Source organism: Yonghaparkia sp. Soil809 (genome assembly GCF_001429705.1).
Lineage (GTDB): Bacteria > Actinomycetota > Actinomycetes > Actinomycetales > Microbacteriaceae > Microcella.
Genome location: NZ_LMSV01000001.1, coordinates 17,580 through 38,963, shown reverse-complemented (window position 1 = coordinate 38,963; position 21,384 = coordinate 17,580). Strand labels below are relative to the sequence as shown.

Here is a 21,384-nt window from a genome sequence, read left to right as displayed (position 1 = left end):
CTCCGACGCCGCAGGCGACGAGACGACCGCCGGCCCCGAGGCCGCCGCATCCGCCTCGAGCCGCTCGTTCCCGATGCGCGGGCGCGTCGTCAGCGCGGGGGAGACCCCCGCCTCGACCGGCAACGTGGCGAACATCATCACGGTCGTCCGCATCCTGCTCGCCCCGCTCTTCGTCGTCCTGCTCCTCCTCGACGGCGGTGCTGACGGGGCGTTCCGCGTGGCCGCTGCGCTGCTCTTCATCGTGGCGATCGCGACGGACAGCCTCGACGGCCATCTCGCGCGCAGCCGCAATCTCGTGACCGACCTGGGCGTGCTGCTCGATCCGATCGCCGACAAGGTGCTCACGGGCGCCGCCCTCGTCATGCTCGCGGTTCTCGCCGAGCTGCCGTGGTGGGTCGTCGCCGTGATCCTCGTGCGCGAGTGGGGCATCACGCTGTTCCGCTTCCTCATGCTGCGCGACCGCGTCATCCCGGCGTCGCGCGGCGGCAAGCTCAAGACCGTCGTGCAGTCGGTCGCCATCTCGTTCGCGCTTCTGCCGCTCTGGAACCTCCTCGGCGAGTGGGTGCACTGGCTCAACGGCGCTCTCATGACGGCGGCCGTCATCCTCACCGTGGTGACGGGTCTCGACTACCTCCGCCAGGCCCGCGTGCAGAACCGCCGGGTCGAGTGACCCCGACGCCGCGATCGGGCGGGGCGGATGCCGCTGCCGAGGTGATCCGCCGACTCACGGCCGCGCATCGCACCGTCGCGGTCGCCGAGTCGCTCACGGGCGGCCGGGTCGTGTCGGCCCTCGTCGACATCCCCGGAGCCTCCGCGGTCGTCCGCGGCGGCGTCGTCGCCTACGCGACGCCGCTCAAGTCGTCCCTGCTCGGCGTCCAGGCGCGCCTTCTCGACGCGCGCGGGCCGGTCGATCCTGATGTGGCCGCGGCGATGGCCGAGGGCGTGCGCCGCGCGGCCGCGGTCGAGGGCGCCCCCGCTGACGTCGGGCTCGCGACGACGGGCGTCGCCGGGCCCGATGCGCAGGACGCGGCTCCGGTCGGGCTCGTCTTCGTCGCGGTCGCCGACGACCGCGGCACGGAGGTGCGCGAGCTGCGGCTGGAGGGAGATCGCGAGGCCATCCGGGCGGCCGCCGCGGAGGCGGTTCTCGACCTGCTGGTCGAGCGACTGGTCGCCGCGTCGAAGAGCTGAGCCGCAGGGGCTCAACTTCGCCGCCTCGCGGGAATAGCTGTGGTGACGGTCGTGTTACAGACAGCAGACTGACACGCGTCATCCAGGCGCAGCCGGTTAGAGTCGACGCACTCGGCGGTGGGATACAGTGATCCACCCGGTGCCCGCACCGACCGCGAGTTCAGGCAGAAGAAGGAGGCACCCATGGTTCTCGTCCGACAGGAAATCGGTGAGGTCCTCCGCGATGTCCGCCTGCAGAAGGGCCGCACCCTCCGCCAGGTCGCCAGTCGCGCGAGCGTCGCTCTCGGCTACCTCAGCGAGGTCGAGCGCGGGCAGAAGGAGGCCAGCAGCGAGATCCTCGCCTCGGTCGCCGACGCCCTCGACACCCCGATCTCGGTCATCATGCGCGAGGTGGGCGACCGCCTCGCCGTCANCCTCGCGGTCCGCTAGTCGTCGTCCACGGGTTCTCAGCCCCGCCGGCTCGCCGGCGGGGCTTGTTCGTGTCCGCGACCGTGTCCGCAGCCCGTCGTCGTCCGTGACTAGGGTGGTCGGGTGACCCGCAGCGAGTTCTCCCGCGCCGTCGTCGACGAGTTCGGCGAGGCCTACGGGCGCACGCTCGTCCGCGATCTGGTCCTCACGCCGCTGGGCGAGCGCACGGCCGAGCAGGCTCTCTCGGCGGGCGTCGCACCCCGCGACATCTGGTTCGCGCTGTGCTCCGAGATGGATGTCCCGCGCGAGCGCTGGTACGGCGCCGGCCGACCCGAGCCGCGTCGCTGACGCCGTCCTCCGCCGCGCTGGGGGCGCAGTTTCTCCGGAGTTCCCGGGTGACACGCCGACCATCCGATCATTCGAACATTCGTTCGGTTCGCGCGTAGACTCCTCCACAGCGGCTCTCGAACACGAGTGGTGCACGGATCACGGACGGAACTCCCCGATGTCGGGGGTCGTGCGTACCGTCGTCCTCGTCGGCGATCGTCGTCACCGCCTTGTCGCAGAACGATCAGCCCGGCTCCATCGGCTCGTCGTCGCGCGGCAGCCGACAGGCAGCAGCTCACTACGCGAAGGAGACCGCAATGCCCTCACCTGCAGACCGCGAGAAGGCCCTTGAGACCGCTCTCGCCCAGATCGACCGACAGTTCGGCAAGGGCAGCGTCATGCGCCTCGGGTCGGACGAGCGCGCACCCGTCGCGGTCATCCCCACCGGGTCGATCGCCCTCGACGTCGCGCTCGGCATCGGCGGCCTCCCCAAGGGCCGCATCATCGAGATCTACGGCCCCGAGTCCTCGGGAAAGACCACGCTCACCCTCCACGCGATCGCGAACGTGCAGCGCGCCGGCGGCATCGCGGCGTTCATCGACGCCGAGCACGCCCTCGACCCCGACTACGCCAAGAAGCTCGGCGTCGACATCGACCAGCTCCTGGTATCGCAGCCCGACACGGGCGAGCAGGCGCTCGAGATCGCCGACATGCTCGTGCGCTCGGGCTCGATCGACCTCGTCGTCATCGACTCGGTCGCGGCCCTCGTGCCGCGGGCCGAGATCGAGGGCGAGATGGGCGACTCGCACGTCGGTCTCCAGGCCCGACTCATGTCGCAGGCTCTCCGCAAGCTCACCGGCGGTCTCAACCAGACGCAGACCTCGATGATCTTCATCAACCAGCTCCGCGAGAAGATCGGCGTGTTCTTCGGCAGCCCCGAGACGACCGCGGGCGGCAAGGCGCTGAAGTTCTACGCGTCGGTGCGACTCGACATCCGCCGCATCGAGACCCTGAAGGACGGCACCGAGGCGGTCGGCAACCGCACGCGCGTGAAGGTCGTGAAGAACAAGATGGCCCCGCCCTTCAAGCAGGCCGAGTTCGACATCCTCTACGGCATCGGCATCTCGCGCGAGGGCAGCCTGATCGACTTCGGCGTCGAGCACGAGATCGTCCGGAAATCGGGCGCCTGGTACACCTACGACGGCGACCAGCTCGGCCAGGGCAAGGAAAACGCGCGTCGCTACCTNGCGGCTCCGACCTCGGTCGACGCCGCCCCGGTCGATTCGATCCAGCAGAAGATCGCTCAGCGCAAGGCCGCGGGCGCCTGATCGTGCCCTCGACTCCCTCCGGCTCCGGGCAGGAGGCGACCGACAACGTCGCCTTCCTGCCCGGGGTCAGGGAGGCCGACGAGAAGCGGGCCGAGAACGTCAGTCTGCACGCTCTCGGCCGACGAGGCATGTCGCGGGCCGAGGTCGTCGACCTCCTCGCCCGCCGCGAGATCGACCCGATCGTCGTCCAGGCGGAGGTTCAGCGACTTGAGGGCGTCGGGCTCATCGACGACGCCGCTCTCGCTGCGACGCTCGTCGACCGGCTCGTGGACCGGAAGAAGCTCGGGCCGACGGCCCTGCGCGCCGAGCTCGTGCGGCGTCGCATCGATCCACAGGCGATCGAGTCGGCTCTCGCGCTGCAGGAGCCCGACGACGAGGGCGCGCTCATCGCGACGCTCGTCGAGGAACGCATGCGTCGCATCGGCGCGCTCGATCGGGAGACCGCCGAGCGGCGACTGCTGTCCTATCTCGCCCGCAAGGGTCATGGCGGTTCCGCGGCGCGCGAGGCCGTGAGATCCGCGCTCGACGAGGCGGGTCTCGAGCGCGCTCCGCGCTCGAGCGGGTTCGGCTCGCGCGGCGGCAGCGGGTTCGGCTCGCGCGGCGGCGGCAGCGGGGGATTCGGTTCGCGGAGCGGGAACAGCGGGTTCAGCTCGCGTGGCTCCAGCTCCAGCTCCAGCTCCAGCTCCAGCTCCAGCTCCAGCGCCGGCACGGGCCGCTCCTCCGCGAGCGACGGCCCCCGTCGCGTCGAGTTCGAGTGAGCCCCCGCCGTACACTCGAGACACCATGAGCACGACCCTCCCGCGCCCCGACCTCGGCACCGTCAGCGGTGACGACAGCGGCCGCGTCCGCACCTACGAGGTGCGCACGTACGGCTGCCAGATGAACGTCCACGACTCGGAGAGGCTCAGCGGGTCGCTCGAGGCGGCCGGCTACCGGCGGGCCGAGACGGGCGGCCCCGCCGACGTCGTCGTGATCAACACCTGCGCGGTGCGCGAGAACGCCGACAACAAGCTCTACGGCAATCTCGGCCACCTCGCGAGCGTCAAGCGCGAGCGCGGCGGCGACATGCAGATCGCCGTCGGGGGCTGCCTCGCCCAGAAGGACAGGGCCGTCATCCTCGAGAAGGCCCCGTACGTCGACGTCGTCTTCGGCACGCACAACATGGGGTCGCTCCCCGCCCTGCTCGAGCGGGCCCGTCACAACGGCGAGGCGCAGCTCGAGATCCTCGAATCGCTCGAGGTCTTCCCCTCCACGCTTCCGACCCGCCGCGAATCCAGTCACAGCGGCTGGGTGAGCATCTCCGTCGGCTGCAACAACACGTGCACCTTCTGCATCGTCCCGAGCCTCCGCGGCAAGGAGAAGGACCGCCGGCCCGGCGACATCCTCGCCGAGATCCAGGCGCTCGTCGATGACGGTGCGATCGAGGTCACGCTCCTCGGCCAGAACGTGAACTCCTACGGTGTCGAGTTCGGCGATCGCCTCGCGTTCGGCAAGCTCCTGCGCGCGGCCGGGGGGATCCCGGGCCTCGAGCGCATCCGCTTCACGAGCCCCCACCCCGCCGCCTTCACCGACGACGTCATCGACGCGATGGCGGAGACCCCGGCCGTCATGCCGCAGCTGCACATGCCGCTGCAGTCCGGGTCCGATCGCGTTCTCAAGGCGATGCGGCGCTCCTACCGCAGCGAGAAGTTCCTGGGGATCCTCGATCGCGTGCGCGCGCGCATCCCGAACGCCGCGATCAGCACCGACATCATCGTCGGCTTCCCCGGCGAGACCGAGGAGGACTTCGCCGACACCCTCCGGGTCGTCGAGCGGGCCCGCTTCGCGAGCGCCTTCACCTTCCAGTACTCCATCCGCGAGGGCACGCCCGCCGCGACGATGCCCGACCAGGTCCCCAAGGCGGTCGTCCAGGAGCGCTACGAGCGGCTCGTCGCCCTCCAGGAGCGCATCAGCCTCGAGGAGAACCATCGCCAGATCGGCCGCGAGGTGCAGGTGCTCGTGTCCGCGGGGGAGGGCCGGAAGGACTCGACGACCGAGCGGCTCTCCGGTCGCGCGGAGGACAGCAGGCTCGTCCACGTGGCACTCCCCCTCGNCCTCATCGCTGACGAGACCGAGCCGCTGCGCATCCGCCGCACCCGCGCCGGCGACGCGTGGGACCACCAGCAGGCCGAGAGCTGCGGCGTCCCCGCGAGCGGTCCCGCCACCGGCGCCCCCGGCACCACCGCCGGCGCTGCGCCGCGGGTCGCGCTCGGTCTGCCCGTCCTCCGGGTCGCGACGAGCCCGATCTACGACTCCGGCGACGGAGAGCGCGGCTCCCTGCTGTGATCGTCGCGGTCGTCGGCGCGACCGGCACCGGCAAGAGCGAGCTCGGCCTCGCCCTCGCTGAGCGGCTCGCCGCGCGCGGCGTGCGCGCCGAGATCGTCAACGGGGATGCGATGCAGCTCTACCGCGGGATGGACATCGGCACGGCGAAGCTCCTCCCTCCCGAGCGCCGCGGCATCCCGCACCATCTGCTCGACGTGCTCGACGTGACTGACGAGGCCTCCGTCGCGCGCTACCAGCGGGATGCCCGCCTCGTGATCGAGGGCATCCTCGCCCGCGGCGCCGTGCCCCTGCTCGTCGGCGGCTCGATGCTCTACGTCGCCGCCGTCCTCACCGACTTCCGGTTCCCCGGCACCGACGCGGAGATCCGCGGCAGGTGGGAGGCCCTCCACGTCGAGCGCGGTACGACCGAGCTCCACCTCGAGCTCGCGCGCCGCGACCCCGCCGCCGCCGCCGCGATCGGCCCGCACAACGCGCGTCGCATCATCCGCGCGCTCGAGGTCATCGAGCTCACCGGAGAGCCGTTCAGCGTCGGCCTCGCCGCGCGCGACAGCCCGTGGCGACCGTACCGGCAGCTCGGCCTGCAGCTTGAGCGGGCGGCGCTCACCCCGCGCCTGGACGAGCGGGTCGAGCGCATGTGGCGACTCGGGCTGATCGACGAGGTCCGCGAGCTCCGCGATCGCGGGCTCGAGCGCGGCGCCACCGCGAGCCGCGCGATCGGCTACGCGCAGGCGCTCGCCCAGCTGCGGGGCGACTGCGACGAGGCCGCGGCGATCGCCGAGACGGCGGCACTCACGCGGCGCTACGCGCGACGCCAGGTGAGCTGGTTCCGCCGCGACGGGACGATCGAGTGGCTCGACGCGCTCGACCCGGAGCTCGCGCAGCGCGCCGAGGAGCACGTGCTCGCCGCCCTCGTGGCCGGCGACGGGGCCGAGGGCGCGCCCTGACCGCGCCGTAGACTCGGGGAATGGCCGCGAGCATCCGATTCACGAAGGGGCACGGCACGGGCAACGACTTCGTGCTCTACTCCGACCCCGAGGGTGAGCACGGGCTGAGCGCCGCCCAGCTCGCCGCGATCGCCGACCGGCGCTTCGGCGTCGGAGCAGACGGGGTCATCCGAGCCGTGCGCTCCGCCCATCTGACCGATGGCGCCGTCGCTCTCGCGGAGGACCCGGACGCCGAGTGGTTCATGGACTACGTCAACAGCGACGGCAGCGTCAGCGAGATGTGCGGCAACGGCATCCGCGTCTTCGTGAGGTATCTGCTCGAGACCGGGCTCGCCGAGCTCGAGCCCGGGCAGTCGATCGCGATCGGCACCCGTGCCGGCGTTCGCGATGTGCAGCGGCTCTCCGACGGATTCGCGGTCGACCTCGGTCGCTGGCGCCTCGACGGAGGCGAGCCGCTGGTCCGCGCCCGTGAACTCCCGGTCGCGCGCCCCGGCCTCGGCATCAACGTGGGCAACCCGCACGTGGTGGTCGCCGTCGCGAGCGACGACGAGCTCGCCGCGATCGATCTGACCCGCGCCCCCGAGCTCGAGCCCGCGCCGCCCGCCGGGGCCAATGTCGAGTTCGTCGTCCCGCGCGACCCGCTGGTCGTGGACGGCATCGGGCGCATCCGGATGCGCGTGCACGAGCGGGGGAGCGGCGAGACTCTCTCGTGCGGCACCGGCGCGGTCGCCGCCGCGCTCGCGGTGCGCCACTGGGCGGGGCCGCACGCGCCGAGCGAGTGGCGCGTCGAGGTTCCCGGCGGCGCACTGGGCGTGCGGATGTTCGCGGCGGAGGACGGCGAGCACGTCGCCCTGAGCGGCCCCGCCGAGCTGGTCTTCGAGGGCGAGCTGCGCGTCTGACAGGCGCGGGGCCCGGTCAGGCGACCGGCGCCTCCGGCGTACCGACCACGGGGATCGCGCCGGTCGTCGCGCCCTTCCTGCGCACCCGCAGCACGCGGAAGCCCTTGCTCGTCGCGGCGCGCTGAACGCGCAGCATCTCGCCGTGCTCGGCCTCGATCCAGCGCTGCAGCGAGTCCGAGCCGAGGTTGCGCGCCACCACGAGCCACGCGTCGGACGCGGCTGCGATGCGCGGAAGCCAGATGCTGAGCATGCTGTGGAGCTCGTTCTTGCCGACGCGGATCGGCGGGTTCGACCAGATCGTGCGGAACGTCAGCTCGGCGGGAACATCCTCCGGCCGGACGGCGTTGACGTTCGTGAGGCCGAGGCTCTCGGCGTTGCGCCGCGTGAGGTCCAGCGCGCGCTCGTTCACGTCGACCGCCCACACGGTCGCGCGCGGCGACTCGAGGGCGAGCGACAGGGCGATGGGCCCCCAGCCGCACCCGAGGTCGAGGAGGTTGCCTCCCGGCGGAGGGGGAGGGACCGACCCGAGCAGCACGCGCGTCCCGATGTCGAGCCCGCCGGGGCTGAAGACTCCTCCGGCCGTCTGCACCTCGAGGGCCCGGCCCGCGAGCGTCACCGGAAGCGCCTTGACGACCATCTCACTACTCGGCTGCGCGCTGAAGTAGTGGTCGGAGGGCATGGGCAGAATCTACCGAATAGCAAGAGAGTATGGTGAAGCGGATGAGCGACCAGACCACCGCCCCCGGCGCTGACGAGCCCCGCGAGGTCCCGATCGGCGATGACGCCGAGGAGGATGCTGTGGCCCGCGTCCTCGCGCACGCCGACTCCCGCGCGCGCTCCGTCTCCCTCCACGGCGGCCGTGCGTCCGCCCTGCAGGACGACGACTCCTACCTCAGCGATCGCGACGGCGACCAGTTCGATCGCGAGGACCGCGCCGCGCTGCGCCGCGTCCGGGGCCTCTCGACCGAGCTCGACGACGTCACCGAGGTCGAGTACCGGCAGCTGCGACTCGAGAACGTCGTGCTCATCGGCGTGTACTCCGGCGGCTCGATCGCCGACGCCGAGAACTCGCTGCGCGAGCTCGCGGCCCTCGCCGAGACCGCGGGCGCCGTCGTGCTCGACGGCCTCCTGCAGCGTCGCCCGCATCCCGACCCCAGCACGTACCTCGGCAAGGGCAAGGCGGCCGAGCTCGCGCTCATCGTCGCGGAGCTCGGCGCCGACACCGTCATCGCCGACACCGAGCTCGCGCCGAGCCAGCGCCGCGCTCTGGAGGACGTCGTGAGGGTCAAGGTCATCGACCGCACGGCCGTCATCCTCGATATCTTCAGCCAGCACGCCAAGAGCCGGGAGGGCAAGGCGCAGGTCGAGCTCGCGCAGCTCGAGTACCTCCTGCCGCGCCTGCGCGGCTGGGGCGAGTCGATGTCGCGCCAGGCCGGTGGCCAGGTCGGCTCGGCGGGCGCCGGAATGGGCAGCCGCGGCCCGGGTGAGACGAAGATGGAGCTCGACCGCCGCCGCATCCACACCCGCATGGCGAAGCTGCGTAAGCAGATCAAGGGCTTCGCGCCCGCTCGTGCCGCCAAGCGCGCCAACCGCGACCGCTACACGGTGCCGAGCGTCGCGATCGCCGGTTACACCAACGCCGGCAAGTCGAGCCTGCTGAACCGCATCACGCGAGCGGGCGTCCTGGTGGAGAACGCCCTGTTCGCGACGCTCGACGCGACCGTGCGCAAGTCGTCGACGCCCGACGGCCGCCCGTTCACGCTCGCCGACACCGTCGGGTTCGTGCGCAACCTGCCGCACCAGCTCGTCGAGGCGTTCCGCTCGACGCTGGAGGAGATCGCCGAGTCGGACGTGATCGTGCACGTCGTCGACGGCGCCCACCCCGACCCTGCTGCGCAGATCGCGACGGTGCGCAACGTCATCGGCGAGGTCGAGGCGCGCCATCTGCCCGAGATCATCGCCTTCAACAAGGCCGATCTGCTCGACGACGACGCGCGGCTGGTGCTGCGCGGTCTCGAGCCGACGGCCGTATTCGTGTCGGCGAAGACGGGGGAGGGCATCGACGAGCTGCGCGCGCGCATCGCCGAGCTGCTGCCGAACCCCGAGGTCGAGCTAGAGCTGCTGATCCCGTTCGAGCGCGGCGAGCTCGTCGCGCTGCTGCACGAGCGCGGGCGCGTGATCTCGACCGACTACGACGAGCGCGGCACACGGGTGCACGCCTTCCTCGACCCGCAGTTCACGGGGCCGTTCGAGCCGTTCGTCGTCGTCGGCGCCTGAGCGCGGCGGCGCGGTCGATCAGACCGAGCGCAGCACCGCCACGACCTTGCCGAGGATCGTCGCGTAGTCGCCGACGATCGGCTCGAAGGCCGAGTTGCGCGGCAGCAGCCAGGTGTGGCTGTCGCGCTGCTTGAACACCTTGACGGTCGCCTCGTCGTCGAGCATCGCGGCGACGATCTCGCCGTTCTCCGCGGTGCTCTGCTGGCGGACGACGACCCAGTCGCCGTCGCAGATGGCGGCGTCGATCATCGACTCGCCGACGACCTTGAGCATGAAGAGCTCGCCCTTGCCGACGAGCTGGCGGGGGAGGGGGAAGACCTCCTCGACCTGCTGGTCGGCGGTGATCGGGATTCCCGCGGCGATCCGCCCGACGAGCGGCACCATCGCCGCGTCGCCCACGGCGGGCCCTGCGGGCGCGTCCGATGAGGGGGATGCCGTGCTCTCGAGATCGATGAGGACCTCCAGCGCGCGCGGCCGGTTCGGGTCGCGGCGCAGGTAGCCGCTCAGCTCGAGCTGACCCAGCTGGTGCGACACGCTCGACATCGACGATAGACCCACGGCGTCGCCGATCTCGCGCATCGACGGCGGGTATCCGCGGTTCGCGACGGAGGCCTGGATGACCCCGAGGATGGCGCGCTGCTTGTCGCTCAGCGTCGTGCGGCGACGCGTGGAGGGCGCGGACGCCCCGTCGGCGAGTTCGTCGGCCATGGAGGGCTCCGTTCCGAAGCGGTCGAGNGCCGCGTTCAAACACCCGTTCGAACGTGTCGCGCTCCATTCGGAGGAAAAGCGGGTCGAAGTCTTGAATCTCTGTTCGATCGAATGTATGTTCGGAACACAGGTTCGCAGAGCCCCTCCCGGCCGAGGGGCGCTGCATCCCCGGCGGTCCCCGCCGTCGGGGGCCTGTCGACATCCTCACCATGAGGGCCCAGGAGGACACCATGACCGCCATCGCACTCGCCGAGCTCGCAGCCCCCCGCACGCGCCTCCGCATCACGCGCCGCGGTCGCATCGTCCTCGCCGGCATCGTCGCCGCCCCGCTCGTCGTCGGCATCTTCGCCACGGCGCTCGGCGGGGCGGCGGCGACCGCCACCTCCACGAACGCCGCACCGGCGAGCATCACGGTCGAGGCGGGGCAGTCGCTCTGGCAGATCGCCGCGCTCGTCGCCCCCGAGGCGAACCCGGCCGACGTCGTCGCCGACATCATCGCGGTCAACGATCTCGCCGGCGGCTCGGTGCAGCCGGGCCAGTCGCTCGTGCTCCCCGCCGCCTACGCCGACTGAGCCGGGTCGGCGCGAGGCCCGCCAGGCAGACGGGGCCGAGCGCGACGCGACGGCTGATTCCGACCGCCTAGCATTGACGGAGTGACGTCCCTCGCCGACCTCCCCATCCGCGACGACCTGCGCGGTCTGACGCCCTACGGCGCCCCGCAGAAGCCCGTCCGCATCGCTCTCAACGTCAACGAGAACACCCACCCGGTTCCCCCGGAGGTCGTCGCGCACGTGACGGCAGCGGTCGAGCGCGAGATGCGCAGCATCAACCGCTACCCCGACCGAGAGTTCACCCTCCTCCGAGAGCACCTCGCGGGCTACCTCGGCGGCGGCATCGCCCCCGAGCAGATCTGGGCGGCGAACGGCTCCAACGAGGTCATCCAGCACATCCTGCAGGCGTTCGGCGGCCCCGGGCGGCGCGTGCTCGGCTTCCCGCCGACGTACTCGATGCACGCGATCATCGCCGCCGGCACAGGCACGCAGTGGGTCGAGGGCGCGCGGGATGACGACTACCGACTGAGCCCCGCGACCGCGGCCGCCGCCGTCGAGCGCACCGACCCCGACCTGGTGTTCCTGTGCGCGCCCAACAACCCGACCGGCACCCCGATCGGCCTCGACACGATCGCCGCCGTCTACGAGGCGAGCCGCGGCATCGTCATGGTCGACGAGGCGTACGCCGAGTTCATGCCGGAGGGGGAGGCCTCGGCCCTGAGTCTTCTCGAGGGGCGTCCGCGCCTGGTCGTCTCGCGCACGATGAGCAAGGCCTTCGCCTTCGCCGGCGGCCGGCTCGGCTACCTCGCCGCCGATCCCGCCGTGATCGACGCTCTGCGGCTCGTGCGTCTGCCGTACCACCTCTCCGCTCTCACGCAGGCGGCGGCCGTCGCCGCGCTCGAGCACGCCCCGGCGATGCTCGCGACGGTCGGGGCGATCCGCGAGCAGCGCGACCGCCTCGTCGTCGAGCTCGCCCGGCTCGGCTACGCGCCGCACGAGAGTTGGGCGAACTTCGTCCTGTTCGGCGGCGTGACCGATCCGCATGCGACCTTCGAGCGCCTGCTCGAGCACGACATCCTCATCCGCGACCTCGGGATCCCGCACCACCTCCGCGTGACCGCGGGCACCGAGGCCGAGACGACGGAGTTCCTCGAGGTGCTCGGTAGGATCGAGCGGTGACCTCACCCCGCACCGCCGACCTCCGCCGCGAGACGAGCGAGTCGAGCATCCGCCTCTCGATCGATCTGGACGGCAGCGGCCAGTCGTCGATCTCGACGACGGTGCCGTTCTTCGACCACATGCTGACGGCGTTTGCGAAGCACGCGCTCGTCGACCTGACCGTCGAGGCCCACGGCGACACCGCGATCGACGTGCACCACACGGTGGAGGACACGGGCATCGTGCTCGGCCAGGCGATCCGCAGCGCGCTCGGCGACAAGTCCGGCATCGCGCGCTTCGGCGATGCTCTCGTGCCGCTCGACGACGCGCTCGCGCAGGCCGTCGTCGACGTCTCAGGCCGCCCCTACCTCGTGCACTCCGGCGAGCCCGCCGGCTTCGAGCTGCACCTCATCGGCGGCCACTTCACCGGGTCGATGGTGCGCCACGTCTTCGAGGCCATCACGATGCACGCCGGGCTGACCGTCCATCTCACGGTGCTCGCCGGTCGAGACCCGCACCACATCGCCGAGGCCGAGTTCAAGGCCTTCGCCCGCGCGTTCCGCCAGGCCGTGCAGCTCGACGCGCGCGTGCAGGGCGTGCCGTCGACCAAGGGCGCGCTCTGACCGTGAGCGAGCGCCCCAGCGTCGTCGTCCTCGACTACGGCTCCGGAAACATCCACTCGGCGGCGAAGGCGCTCGAGGCCGCCGGCGCGCGCGTCGAGGTCTCGGCCGACCGCGCGCGCGTCCGCGAGGCCGACGGTCTGCTCGTGCCCGGCGTCGGGGCGTTCGGTGCGGTCATGACGGCCCTCCGCGCGGTCGGCGGCGACGAGATGATCGACCGCCGCCTCGCCGGGGGTCGACCCGTCCTGGGCATCTGCGTCGGCATGCAGGTGCTCTTCGAGCGCGGCGACGAGCGCGGCGTCGTGAGCGAGGGCCTCGGTCAGTGGCCCGGCACCGTCTCCGAGCTCGACGCGCCCGTGCTGCCCCACATGGGCTGGAACACGGTCGACGCCCCGGCCGACTCCCGGCTGTTCGCGAGCCTGCACGACGAGCGGTTCTACTTCGTGCACTCCTACGCCGCCCGTGACTGGACGCTCGAGATCACGAACCCGAAGATCCCCGCCCCGGCGGTCACCTGGGCGGATCACGGCGGTCGCTTCGTCGCCGCGGTCGAGAACGGTCCGCTGAGCGCGACGCAGTTCCACCCCGAGAAATCGGGGGAGGCCGGTCTCCGACTCCTCGGGAACTGGCTGAGCACTCTCTGAGCACGGGGGTCCGCGCGAAGGGGAGTACGATTCTGTGCTTGTGCCCGGGCCGACCCCGATGCCCCCCATCGCCGCACACGCACCCACAGAAAGACTGTCATGAGCGAGTTCTCTCGAATCCCCGCCCTCACCCTGCTCCCGGCGGTGGACGTCGCGAGCGGCAAGGCCGTGCGCCTGACCCAGGGCGAGGCCGGTACCGAGACGAGCTACGGCGACCCCGTGGACGCCGCCCTCGAGTGGGCGAACGACGGCGCCGAATGGATCCACCTCGTCGACCTCGACGCCGCCTTCGGACGCGGCAACAACCGCAAGATGATCCAGAAGGTCGTCAAGGCCGTCCCGCGCCACGTCAACATCGAGCTCTCGGGCGGCATCCGCGACGACAAGAGCCTCGAGGCCGCGCTCGCGACGGGCGCCAAGCGCATCAACCTCGGCACCGCCGCCCTCGAGAACCCCGAGTGGGCCGCTCACGTCATCGCCGAGTACGGCGAAGCGATCGCGGTCGGTCTCGACGTCCGCGGCACCACGCTCGCCGCCCGCGGCTGGACGGAGGAGGGCGGCGACCTCTGGCACGTCCTCGAGCGCCTCGAGGAGGCCGGCTGCGCCCGCTACGTGGTCACCGACGTCACGAAGGACGGCACCCTCAACGGCCCCAACCTCGAGCTGCTGCGCGACGTCATGGAGCGCACCCACCGCCCCGTCATCGCCTCCGGCGGCGTCTCGAGCCTCGATGACATCGCCGCGCTCCGCGAGCTCGTGCCGCTCGGCCTCGAGGGCGCGATCGTCGGCAAGGCCCTCTACGCGGGCGCGTTCACGCTGCCCGAAGCCCTCGACGTCGCCGGCAACTGACGCTGGCTCCGGCCGCGCATGCCGTCGACCGACTCCGCCGGCCAGCCCTGGGCCGGCCGCAGCTTCGCCCCGAACCCCGGCGCCGGTGACGATGGCTCGGCGCCCGCGGCCTTCGTCGAGGGGATGCGCGCCTTCCGCGCCGGCGAGCTGACCGCGAGCGGCCTCGTCTCCGCGATCGCCGACTGCCGCTTCCTCATCCCGCTCGTCGCCGTCGCCGGCGAGGAGGGCGAGAACGAGCACGGCGTCCGCGTCGACAAGACGCAGGAGCTCTCGATCATCACCGTCGCCGGCCCCGACGGGCGGCCGATCCTGCCCGTGTTCTCCTCGGTCGCGGCCATGACGAACTGGCGGCCGGATGCTCGTCCGGTGCCCGCGAGCGCGCAGCGGGTCGCTCTCGCCGCCGCGAGCGAGCAGACCGACCGCGTCGTGATCGACGCCCGCGGCGACGAGCTCGTGCTGCCGCGGCCCGCGGTCTGGGCGATCGCGCGCGGCACCGCGTGGGTGCCCGCGATCGACGACCCCGAGGTGGTCGAGGCGATCGCGCGCCCCGCCGAGGAGCACCCCGAGATCGTGGCCGTGGCGCCCATGCGCGGCGACCCCGAGCTGCGCGGAAGCGGGCCGGAGGTCGTCGTGCGCCTCGCCGTCGCGTCGGGGGTCGGGGCCGACCGCCTGCGGGAGGTCATCGGCGCGATGAGCGCGCGGTGGGCATCCGACCCGATCGTGGCGGAGCGCGTCGACGCGCTCTCCGTCCAGCCGGTGATGCTGCCGGCAGACGGCGACTAGAGGGCTACGAGACCGGGCCGGTCCACTTCTCGCCCGGGCCCTGGCCCGGCGCGTCGGGGAACGGGGATGCCTCGCGGAAGGCGAGCTGCACCGAGCGGAGCCCGTCGCGCAGCACGCGCGCGTGGTGGTCGCCGAGCTCGGGCGCCGAGGCGGTGATGAGACCCGCGAGCGCGGTGATGAGCTTGCGCGCCTCGGCGAGGTCGATCTCGTCCTCGCCCTGCTCGGAGAGCCCGCACTTCACGGCGGCGGCGCTCAGCAGGTGGACGGCGACGGTGTTGATGATCTCGACGGCGGGCACATCGGCGATGTCGCGCGAGGCGTCGGTGTCGGCATCGGGCGCGTCGTTCAGGGGCTCGGACATGAGGCCTTCCGGGTGGAGGAGGGGCCGCGACTTCTCGCAGCGGCGCAGTACTGCTATGGTTATGCGGGCTCCGGGGCCAGATCCCCGGTACGAAAGTGGAGGACTCCTCCCACCCGCGCTTGACCGCATCACTAGGTTACCGGGTCAGATCACCCCGCTCGTCGGCAGCAGCGCCGTGCGAGGGCCGTGGGTGAGCATGGCGTTGCGCCGTGCGGAGTCGCTCTCTCTCGACATCATCACGACATTCCCGTCACGACAGAGGAGACTCGCATCAGCGAACCGAGAACGAACGACCGCATCCGCGTCCCCGAGGTCCGACTCGTCGGTCCCGGAGGCGAGCAGGTCGGCGTCGTCAAGATCGAGGTGGCCCTGCGCCTGGCGCAGGAGGCCGACCTCGACCTCGTCGAGGTCGCCCCGAACTCGAAGCCCCCCGTGGTCAAGATCATGGACTACGGCAAGTTCAAGTACGAGGCGGCGCAGAAGGCCAAGGAGGCCCGACGCAATCAGGCGAACACCATCCTCAAGGAGGTGCGCTTCCGCCTGAAGATCGACAAGCACGACTACGAGACCAAGCGCAAGCGCGCCGAGAGCTTCCTGCAGGCCGGCGACAAGGTGAAGGCCATGATCCTGTTCCGCGGCCGCGAGCAGTCGCGCCCCGAGCAGGGCGTGCGTCTGCTGCAGCGCTTCGCGGAGGACGTCGCCGAGTTCGGCTCCGTCGAGTCGACGCCGACGATCGACGGCCGCAACATGGTCATGATCATCGGCCCGCTCAAGAACAAGGCCGACGCGAAGGCAGAGCAGAACGCCGCTCGCGCCCAGTCGAAGGCCGAGCGCAAGAGCGCCGAGGCCTCCGCGAAGAGCACGGATGCCGCGGCGGTTCCCGCCGCGGAGAAGCCGGCAGACTCGACGCCCGCCGCCGAGAAGCCGACCCCCGAGCGGGATGCGGCCGAGGCCGAGCTCGCGAAGGTCGCGCCCGCGAAGGCGGCGAAGACCGAGCCCGTGGCGACCGAGCCGGCGGCCGAGCCGGCGGCCGAGGAGCCCGCTGCGGCGGAGACGGAGCCGACTAAGGCCGAGCCGGCCAAGACCGCGAAGCCCGCGGCGAAGCCGGCGACGTCGAAGCCCTCGACCCGGACGGGCACGGCGAAGACGACCACGGTCAAGCCCGCGGCGGTCAAGCCCACTCCGGCCAACGCGCCCAAGCCGTCGGGCAAGCCCGCGGCCCCCACGACGCCCGCCCCTGCGGCGGACTAGTTCCAGCCCACGAAAGAGAGAAACGAATGCCTAAGCAGAAGACCCACTCGGGAGCGAAGAAGCGCTTCAAGCTGACCGGCTCCGGCAAGGTCATGAAGCAGGGCGCGGGTATGCGTCACAACCTGGAGAAGAAGTCGAGCGAGCTCACTCGCCGCCTCAACCAGGAGCAGGTGCTGGCTCCGGCCGACGCCAAGGTCATCAAGAAGCTCATCGGCAAGAAGTAGCCGGCACGGAAAGACTGAAGGACACCGAAAATGGCAAGAGTCAAGCGGGCCGTCAACGCCCACAAGAAGCGTCGCGTCATCCTCGAGCGCGCCGAGGGCTACCGCGGCCAGCGGTCGCGCCTCTACCGCAAGGCCAAGGAGCAGGTCACCCACTCCCTCGTCTACGCGTACCGTGACCGTCGCGCCAAGAAGGGCGAGTTCCGCCGCCTCTGGATCCAGCGCATCAACGCGGCCGCCCGTGCGAACGGCATGACCTACAACCGCCTCATCCAGGGCCTCGGCCTCGCGGGCGTCGAGGTCGACCGTCGCATGCTCGCCGAGCTCGCGGTCAACGAGCCCGCCGCGTTCACCGCGCTCGTGAAGGTCGCCAAGGAGGCCCTCCCGGCCGACACCTCGGCGCCGAAGACCGCCGCGTAACGCAGCACTCCTCGCACGAAGGCGCGCTCCCGATCGGGGGCGCGCCTTCGTCGTTCCCGGCGGCGCCGGCGCGGGATCGGGCGCGCGTCGGCGCGGGGCCGCTGATCGTCTCCCTGCCGTCCGTATCATGACGGCCATGATCGACAACCCGCGCTCGCCGCGCGTGCGGGCGGCCGCGAAGCTCGCGAAGCGCTCTCAGCGCGCCGAGACCGGGCTGTTCCTCGTCGAGGGTCCGCAGGCGGTCGACGAGGCGGTGCGCACACGCCCCGAGCTCATCCGCGAGATCTTCGTGACCCCCGCCGCCGACGACCGCCATCATGCGCTCCTCGGTACCGCTCGCGCCGCGGGCATCCGCGTCGAGCAGGTGAGCGAACCCGTGCTCGCGGTGATCGCCGACACCGTCACCCCGCAGGGCATGGTCGCCGTCTGCGCCCTCTTCCCGACCGCCCTCGACGACGTGATCGCGCGCGGGCCGCGCCTCGTGACCGTGCTGGAGGAGGTGCGGGATCCGGGCAACGCGGGAACGATCATCCGCGTCGCCGATGCCGCGGGCGCCGACGCCGTGATCCTCACGGGCTCGAGCGTCGACCCCTTCAACCCCAAGGCCGTCCGCGCGACGACCGGCTCGATCTTCCACATCCCCGTCGTCGTGGGGGTCTCGCTCGAGTCGGCGCTCGACCGACTGCGCGCGAGCGGCATCCGCGTGCTCGCCGCCGACGTGTCGGGGGAGGACCTGCTGGGCGTCCGCGCGGCGGGCGAGCTCGACGGCCCGACGGCGTGGCTCTTCGGCAACGAGGCCCGCGGGCTCACGGTCGAGCAGCTCGGGATGGCCGACCGCGCCGTCGTCGTGCCGATCTACGGCGCCGCCGAGTCCCTCAACCTCGCGACGGCCGCGGCCGTCTGCCTGTACGAGAGCGCCTTCGCGCAGCGGTCGCACGACGCTCACCGTCGTACGGCGGCCGAGTGACCGACCGGGCGCGGCCGTGACGGTGCTGATCGTCGAGGACGACGATCGACTGATGGATGCCCTCCGCGCGTTCCTGCGCAAAGCCGGCTACGACACGGTGAGCGCCGCCGATGGCGCGCAGGCCCTCGAGGCTCTGAGCTCCGACACCGAGGTCGTCCTCCTGGATCTCGGCCTGCCCGACGTCGACGGCATCGAGCTGTGCCGGAGGATCCGGGAGCGCTCGGGCGTGCCGATCATCATCGCCACGGCGCGCAGCCACGTCCAGGAGCGGATCCGCGGTCTTCGCGCCGGAGCGGACGACTTCCTGGTCAAGCCGTACAACGTGCTGGAGCTGGTCGCGCGGATCGAGGCGGTCACCCGGCGCGCGCGGGCGCTCGTGGCTGAGCCGACGCCCGAGCAGGTGATCGATGTCTCAGGAGTCCGCATCGACCTGTCGGGGCGCCAGGTGCTCGTCGCCGGCACGGCCGTCGACCTCACGCGGACGGAGTTCGACATCATCGCAGCGCTCGCGCGCTACCCCGGGGTCGTGGTGCCGCGAGAGCGCATCATCCGCGAGGTCTGGCAGACCGACTGGCACGCGTTCAGCCGCTCGCTCGAGGTGCACGTCGGGTCGATCCGGCGCAAGATCGGGCGCGGCGATCTGATCGAGACCGTCCGAGGCGTCGGCTACCGATTCGCGGGGCGGTAGCCGTGCGCAGGCGGCTCATCGTCGTGTTCCTCGTCCCGCTCGTGGGTGTCCTGCTCGTGCTCGGCGGGGCCTACGCATGGAGCGCCGCCCGCAGCATCCAGCAGGAGCAGATCTCGCAGCTGCTGGGCGACGTGGCCTACTTCGTGACGAGCGCGCGCCAGGCGCTCCGGTCCGGCAGCCCCGAGCTCGTGGCGAGCGAGGCGGGCCGCTACTACGAGCTCTACGGCACGCGCGTGCTCGTCATCGACCGGTCGGGCGCGCCGTGGGTCGACGGCGGCGGCGACCCGGGCGTGCTCGACGAGGCGACGACCGCGCAGATCCAGCTCGCCCTCGCGGGCCGTCGCGGCGAGGTGCCCGAGCCGGCGCCTCCGTGGGCCCTGAGCGACCTGATCATGGTCGAGCCCGTGATCGACAACGGCGAGGCCATCGGAGCGGTCGTCGTGACCGCCAGCGGAGACATCGCCCGAGAGACGATCCTGCGGCAGTGGGGGCTCCTGCTCGGCGGCGCCATCCTCGCCACCTCCGTCGGCATCTACGTGGTGTTCCGGCTCGCCAACTGGGTGCTCCGACCCATCCGCCGAGTCGACCGGGCGATGGAGGCGATCGAGCGCGGCGACGTGGAGGCGCGCATCGCCGACGAGACGGGCCCGCCGGAGCTGCGCAGCATGATCCTCATCTTCAACCGCATGGCGGAGGAGATCGAGCGCGTGATGTCGCGCCAGCAGGAGTTCGCGCTCAACGCCTCGCACGAGCTGCGGAACCCGCTCAACGCGCTCCTCGTGCGCGTGGAGTACCTCGCGACCGGGCTCGGCGACGAGTGGGGTCGCGACATCGAGGAGACGCGCGAGGAGGGGCGACGCATGACGCGCATCCTCGACACGCTCCTCAGCCTCGCCAGGAGCAGCGAGCGCGGCGCCGCTGCCGGCGTCGTGGACGTCGCGGAGGTCGGGAGGGCGCGGGTCGAGGCCTGGCGGCAGGCGGCCTCGCAGTCGGGCGTCGACCTCCTCGCGGACGGCGACGCACCGGTTCTCACGGTGACCGACCGGACGATCCTGGAGAGCGCGCTGGATGCGGTGATCGACAACGCGGTGAAGTTCTCCCCGTCCGGCACGCGGGTCGTGGTCTCGGTGACCGACTCCGTCGAGGGTGCCGAGATCGTGGTGCGCGACCACGGCCCCGGCGTCCGGGAGGACGAGCTCGCGCACCTGACCGAGCGCTTCTGGCGGAGCCCGCGCAACCGGAGCACGCCCGGCTCGGGCCTGGGGCTCGCGATCGCGACCGATCTGCTGCACTCGATCGGCGGCCGGCTCCGCGTGGAGTCGCCCGAGGACGGAGGGCTCGCGGTGCATCTGCGGCTCGGCAGGGGGGAGTCGTCGTGAGGGCACGAGCGCGGCGGAGCCTCCTGATCGCCCTCGGCGGGGTTCTCGCACTGGCGGCGCTGGGAGGATGCGGACCCGCGCCTGCGCCCGATCGCTTCTCCATCGCGGGCGGCGGCGTGACGGGGGTGTACTACTCCTTCGGGGGCCAGCTCGCGGAGGTGCTGTCGAGCAGGCTCGGGTCGGAGGTCTCGGTCGACGAGACGAACGGCTCGGTCGACAACCTCCTGCGCGTGGCCGAGGGGCGCGCGCTGTTCGGGTTCGCGCAGAGCGACGCCGCCGCCGATGCGGTCGCCGGCGTCGGGGCGTTCCCCGAGCCGCTCGACGTGCAGGCCGTGGCGCGGCTCTACGACGAGTACGTGCACGTCGTGGTGCGCTCCGACTCCGACATCCGGCGGATCGCCGATCTCGCCGGGCGCGGCGTCTCCCTCGGCGCGCCCAGCTCCGGGGTGAACATCGTCGCGACGAGGGTGCTGGACGCCGAGGGCGTCGCGCCGAGCGACGTCGAGGACGAGGCCCTCGGACTGGCGGAGTCGATCGACGCGTTCCGCGCCGGCGAGATCGAGGGGTTCTTCTGGGTGGGGGGTCTTCCGACCCCGGGACTGGCCGAGCTGTTCACCGACGCACCCGCGCGCCTGCTGCCGATCGAGCCGGCCACGGTCGACCGCGTGAACGCCCGGCACGGCGGCGCGTACCGTCTCGCCGAGTTCCCCATCGGCGCCTACGGCCGGACCCAGGCCACGGAGACGATGACGGTGCCCAACTACCTGATGGTCGCCGAGCGGGCCCCCGACGAGCTCGTCCGCGATGTGCTCGCCGTGCTGTTCGAATCGCGCTCGACGATCGCGGAGGAGGTGCCGGCCGCGGCTCTGCTCGACCGGCGGCAGGCCATCTTCACCGACCCCGTCGACCTGCACCCGGGGGCCGTCGCCTACTACAGCCAGTCGAGGCGCTGAGCCGCGCGTCCGGCCGCGACCGGACGCTCAAGAAACGCTCAAGGCCCGTGACGGTCGGAGGTCGGCGACCTACCGTGAACCCGTGCCACCGATGCCGATGCGCTCATTCCTCGTCGTGACCGATCCCTGTCGCCT

At 71.9% G+C, this 21,384-nt stretch carries 23 protein-coding genes and 4 pseudogenes; 24 read left to right on the top strand and 3 right to left on the bottom strand.

The features are described 5' to 3' along the window. Nucleotides 1-73 precede the first annotated feature (73 nt). The 10 genes and pseudogenes from pgsA to dapF all read left to right on the top strand — a co-directional run bounded on the left by pgsA (nt 74) and on the right by dapF (nt 7,419). A complete protein-coding gene (gene pgsA / locus ASG83_RS00210) occupies nt 74-670 on the top strand; it encodes a CDP-diacylglycerol--glycerol-3-phosphate 3-phosphatidyltransferase (protein WP_055858920.1) in 597 nt (198 codons plus the stop codon). Then, the gene (locus tag ASG83_RS00205; protein ID WP_055855656.1) at nt 667-1,188 is read left to right on the top strand and encodes a CinA family protein; all 522 of its coding nucleotides are present in this window, start codon (nt 667-669) and stop codon (nt 1,186-1,188) included. The genes pgsA and ASG83_RS00205 overlap by 4 nt, the downstream gene beginning before the upstream one ends. Before the next feature lie 183 nt (nt 1,189-1,371). Further along, a pseudogene (locus tag ASG83_RS00200) lies at nt 1,372-1,600 on the top strand (helix-turn-helix domain-containing protein); the annotation flags it as partial. Between the two features lie 119 nt (nt 1,601-1,719). Continuing rightward, on the top strand, nt 1,720-1,944 hold the full coding sequence (locus ASG83_RS00195) for a DUF3046 domain-containing protein (RefSeq protein WP_055855653.1): 225 nt from the start codon (nt 1,720-1,722) through the stop codon (nt 1,942-1,944). Between the two features lie 296 nt (nt 1,945-2,240). Next, a pseudogene (gene recA, locus ASG83_RS00190) lies at nt 2,241-3,169 on the top strand (recombinase RecA); the annotation flags it as partial. A gap of 84 nt (nt 3,170-3,253) precedes the next feature. Further along, complete coding sequence (locus tag ASG83_RS00185) at nt 3,254-4,009, top strand: regulatory protein RecX (protein ID WP_055855651.1); 756 nt, start codon at nt 3,254-3,256, stop codon at nt 4,007-4,009. A gap of 25 nt (nt 4,010-4,034) precedes the next feature. Further along, nucleotides 4,035-5,343 (top strand): annotated as a pseudogene (miaB, locus tag ASG83_RS00180) (tRNA (N6-isopentenyl adenosine(37)-C2)-methylthiotransferase MiaB); the annotation flags it as partial. Between the two features lies 1 nt (nt 5,344). Next, nucleotides 5,345-5,576, top strand: a pseudogene (locus ASG83_RS12955) (hypothetical protein); the annotation flags it as partial. Then, entirely contained in the window at nt 5,573-6,520 is a 948-nt protein-coding gene (miaA, locus tag ASG83_RS00175) for a tRNA (adenosine(37)-N6)-dimethylallyltransferase MiaA (RefSeq protein ID WP_200959248.1), read from the top strand. The pseudogene ASG83_RS12955 and the gene miaA, both read left to right, overlap by 4 nt. A 20-nt stretch (nt 6,521-6,540) precedes the next feature. Continuing rightward, the gene (gene dapF, locus ASG83_RS00170; RefSeq protein ID WP_055855644.1) at nt 6,541-7,419 is read left to right on the top strand and encodes a diaminopimelate epimerase; all 879 of its coding nucleotides are present in this window, start codon (nt 6,541-6,543) and stop codon (nt 7,417-7,419) included. Nucleotides 7,420-7,435: 16 nt separating this feature from the next. Here the strand turns inward: dapF and ASG83_RS00165 are convergent, their stop codons facing one another. Then, the gene (locus tag ASG83_RS00165; RefSeq protein WP_055855641.1) at nt 7,436-8,098 is read right to left on the bottom strand and encodes a class I SAM-dependent methyltransferase; all 663 of its coding nucleotides are present in this window, start codon (nt 8,096-8,098) and stop codon (nt 7,436-7,438) included. A gap of 41 nt (nt 8,099-8,139) precedes the next feature. Between ASG83_RS00165 and hflX the strand changes: the two genes are divergently transcribed. Continuing rightward, nucleotides 8,140-9,696, top strand: coding sequence for a GTPase HflX (hflX, locus tag ASG83_RS00160; RefSeq protein ID WP_055858912.1), 1,557 nt, complete (start codon nt 8,140-8,142; stop codon nt 9,694-9,696). Nucleotides 9,697-9,714: 18 nt separating this feature from the next. Here hflX and lexA read toward each other — a convergent pair whose 3' ends face one another. Next, nucleotides 9,715-10,404 carry a transcriptional repressor LexA gene (gene lexA / locus ASG83_RS00155; protein WP_055855639.1) on the bottom strand — a complete coding sequence of 230 codons (690 nt, stop codon included), beginning with the start codon at nt 10,402-10,404 and terminating at the stop codon, nt 9,715-9,717. A 230-nt stretch (nt 10,405-10,634) separates the two neighbouring features. On the opposite strand from lexA, the gene ASG83_RS00150 reads away from it, so the two are divergent. The 6 genes from ASG83_RS00150 to ASG83_RS00125 all read left to right on the top strand — a co-directional run bounded on the left by ASG83_RS00150 (nt 10,635) and on the right by ASG83_RS00125 (nt 15,009). Next, entirely contained in the window at nt 10,635-10,976 is a 342-nt protein-coding gene (locus ASG83_RS00150) for a LysM peptidoglycan-binding domain-containing protein (RefSeq protein ID WP_055855636.1), read from the top strand. Between the two features lie 81 nt (nt 10,977-11,057). Further along, nucleotides 11,058-12,134, top strand: coding sequence for a histidinol-phosphate transaminase (locus tag ASG83_RS00145; protein WP_055855631.1), 1,077 nt, complete (start codon nt 11,058-11,060; stop codon nt 12,132-12,134). Continuing rightward, a complete protein-coding gene (gene hisB, locus ASG83_RS00140) occupies nt 12,131-12,736 on the top strand; it encodes an imidazoleglycerol-phosphate dehydratase HisB (RefSeq protein ID WP_055855628.1) in 606 nt (201 codons plus the stop codon). Before ASG83_RS00145 ends, hisB begins: the two co-directional genes overlap by 4 nt. Nucleotides 12,737-12,738: 2 nt before the next feature. Further along, complete coding sequence (hisH, locus tag ASG83_RS00135; RefSeq protein WP_055855625.1) at nt 12,739-13,377, top strand: imidazole glycerol phosphate synthase subunit HisH; 639 nt, start codon at nt 12,739-12,741, stop codon at nt 13,375-13,377. Between the two features lie 99 nt (nt 13,378-13,476). After that, nucleotides 13,477-14,226, top strand: coding sequence for a bifunctional 1-(5-phosphoribosyl)-5-((5-phosphoribosylamino)methylideneamino)imidazole-4-carboxamide isomerase/phosphoribosylanthranilate isomerase PriA (gene priA, locus ASG83_RS00130; protein ID WP_055855622.1), 750 nt, complete (start codon nt 13,477-13,479; stop codon nt 14,224-14,226). 18 nt (nt 14,227-14,244) lie between these two features. Next, on the top strand, nt 14,245-15,009 hold the full coding sequence (locus ASG83_RS00125; protein ID WP_055855620.1) for an SseB family protein: 765 nt from the start codon (nt 14,245-14,247) through the stop codon (nt 15,007-15,009). Between the two features lie 4 nt (nt 15,010-15,013). Here ASG83_RS00125 and ASG83_RS00120 read toward each other — a convergent pair whose 3' ends face one another. Then, nucleotides 15,014-15,370 carry a DUF1844 domain-containing protein gene (locus ASG83_RS00120; protein WP_055855614.1) on the bottom strand — a complete coding sequence of 119 codons (357 nt, stop codon included), beginning with the start codon at nt 15,368-15,370 and terminating at the stop codon, nt 15,014-15,016. Nucleotides 15,371-15,556: 186 nt separating this feature from the next. Here ASG83_RS00120 and infC point away from each other — a divergent pair, with 186 nt between their 5' ends. From infC to ASG83_RS12555, 7 genes are all read left to right on the top strand, one after another. After that, nucleotides 15,557-16,621, top strand: coding sequence for a translation initiation factor IF-3 (infC, locus tag ASG83_RS00115; RefSeq protein WP_369813363.1), 1,065 nt, complete (start codon nt 15,557-15,559; stop codon nt 16,619-16,621). A gap of 26 nt (nt 16,622-16,647) precedes the next feature. Further along, on the top strand, nt 16,648-16,845 hold the full coding sequence (gene rpmI, locus ASG83_RS00110; RefSeq protein WP_055855611.1) for a 50S ribosomal protein L35: 198 nt from the start codon (nt 16,648-16,650) through the stop codon (nt 16,843-16,845). A gap of 30 nt (nt 16,846-16,875) precedes the next feature. Beyond that, a complete protein-coding gene (rplT, locus tag ASG83_RS00105; protein WP_055855609.1) occupies nt 16,876-17,262 on the top strand; it encodes a 50S ribosomal protein L20 in 387 nt (128 codons plus the stop codon). Between the two features lie 136 nt (nt 17,263-17,398). Next, on the top strand, nt 17,399-18,229 hold the full coding sequence (locus ASG83_RS00100; protein WP_055855606.1) for an RNA methyltransferase: 831 nt from the start codon (nt 17,399-17,401) through the stop codon (nt 18,227-18,229). Between the two features lie 16 nt (nt 18,230-18,245). Further along, nucleotides 18,246-18,917: a response regulator transcription factor gene (locus ASG83_RS00095; RefSeq protein ID WP_055855603.1), complete on the top strand. Its 672-nt coding sequence runs from the start codon at nt 18,246-18,248 to the stop codon at nt 18,915-18,917. A 2-nt stretch (nt 18,918-18,919) separates the two neighbouring features. Further along, a complete protein-coding gene (locus ASG83_RS12560) occupies nt 18,920-20,296 on the top strand; it encodes a HAMP domain-containing sensor histidine kinase (protein ID WP_055855600.1) in 1,377 nt (458 codons plus the stop codon). Next, nucleotides 20,293-21,249, top strand: a complete 957-nt coding sequence (locus tag ASG83_RS12555) for a TAXI family TRAP transporter solute-binding subunit (RefSeq protein ID WP_055855596.1) — start codon at nt 20,293-20,295, stop codon at nt 21,247-21,249. The genes ASG83_RS12560 and ASG83_RS12555 overlap by 4 nt, the downstream gene beginning before the upstream one ends. The last annotated feature ends 135 nt before the right edge of the window (nt 21,250-21,384 follow it).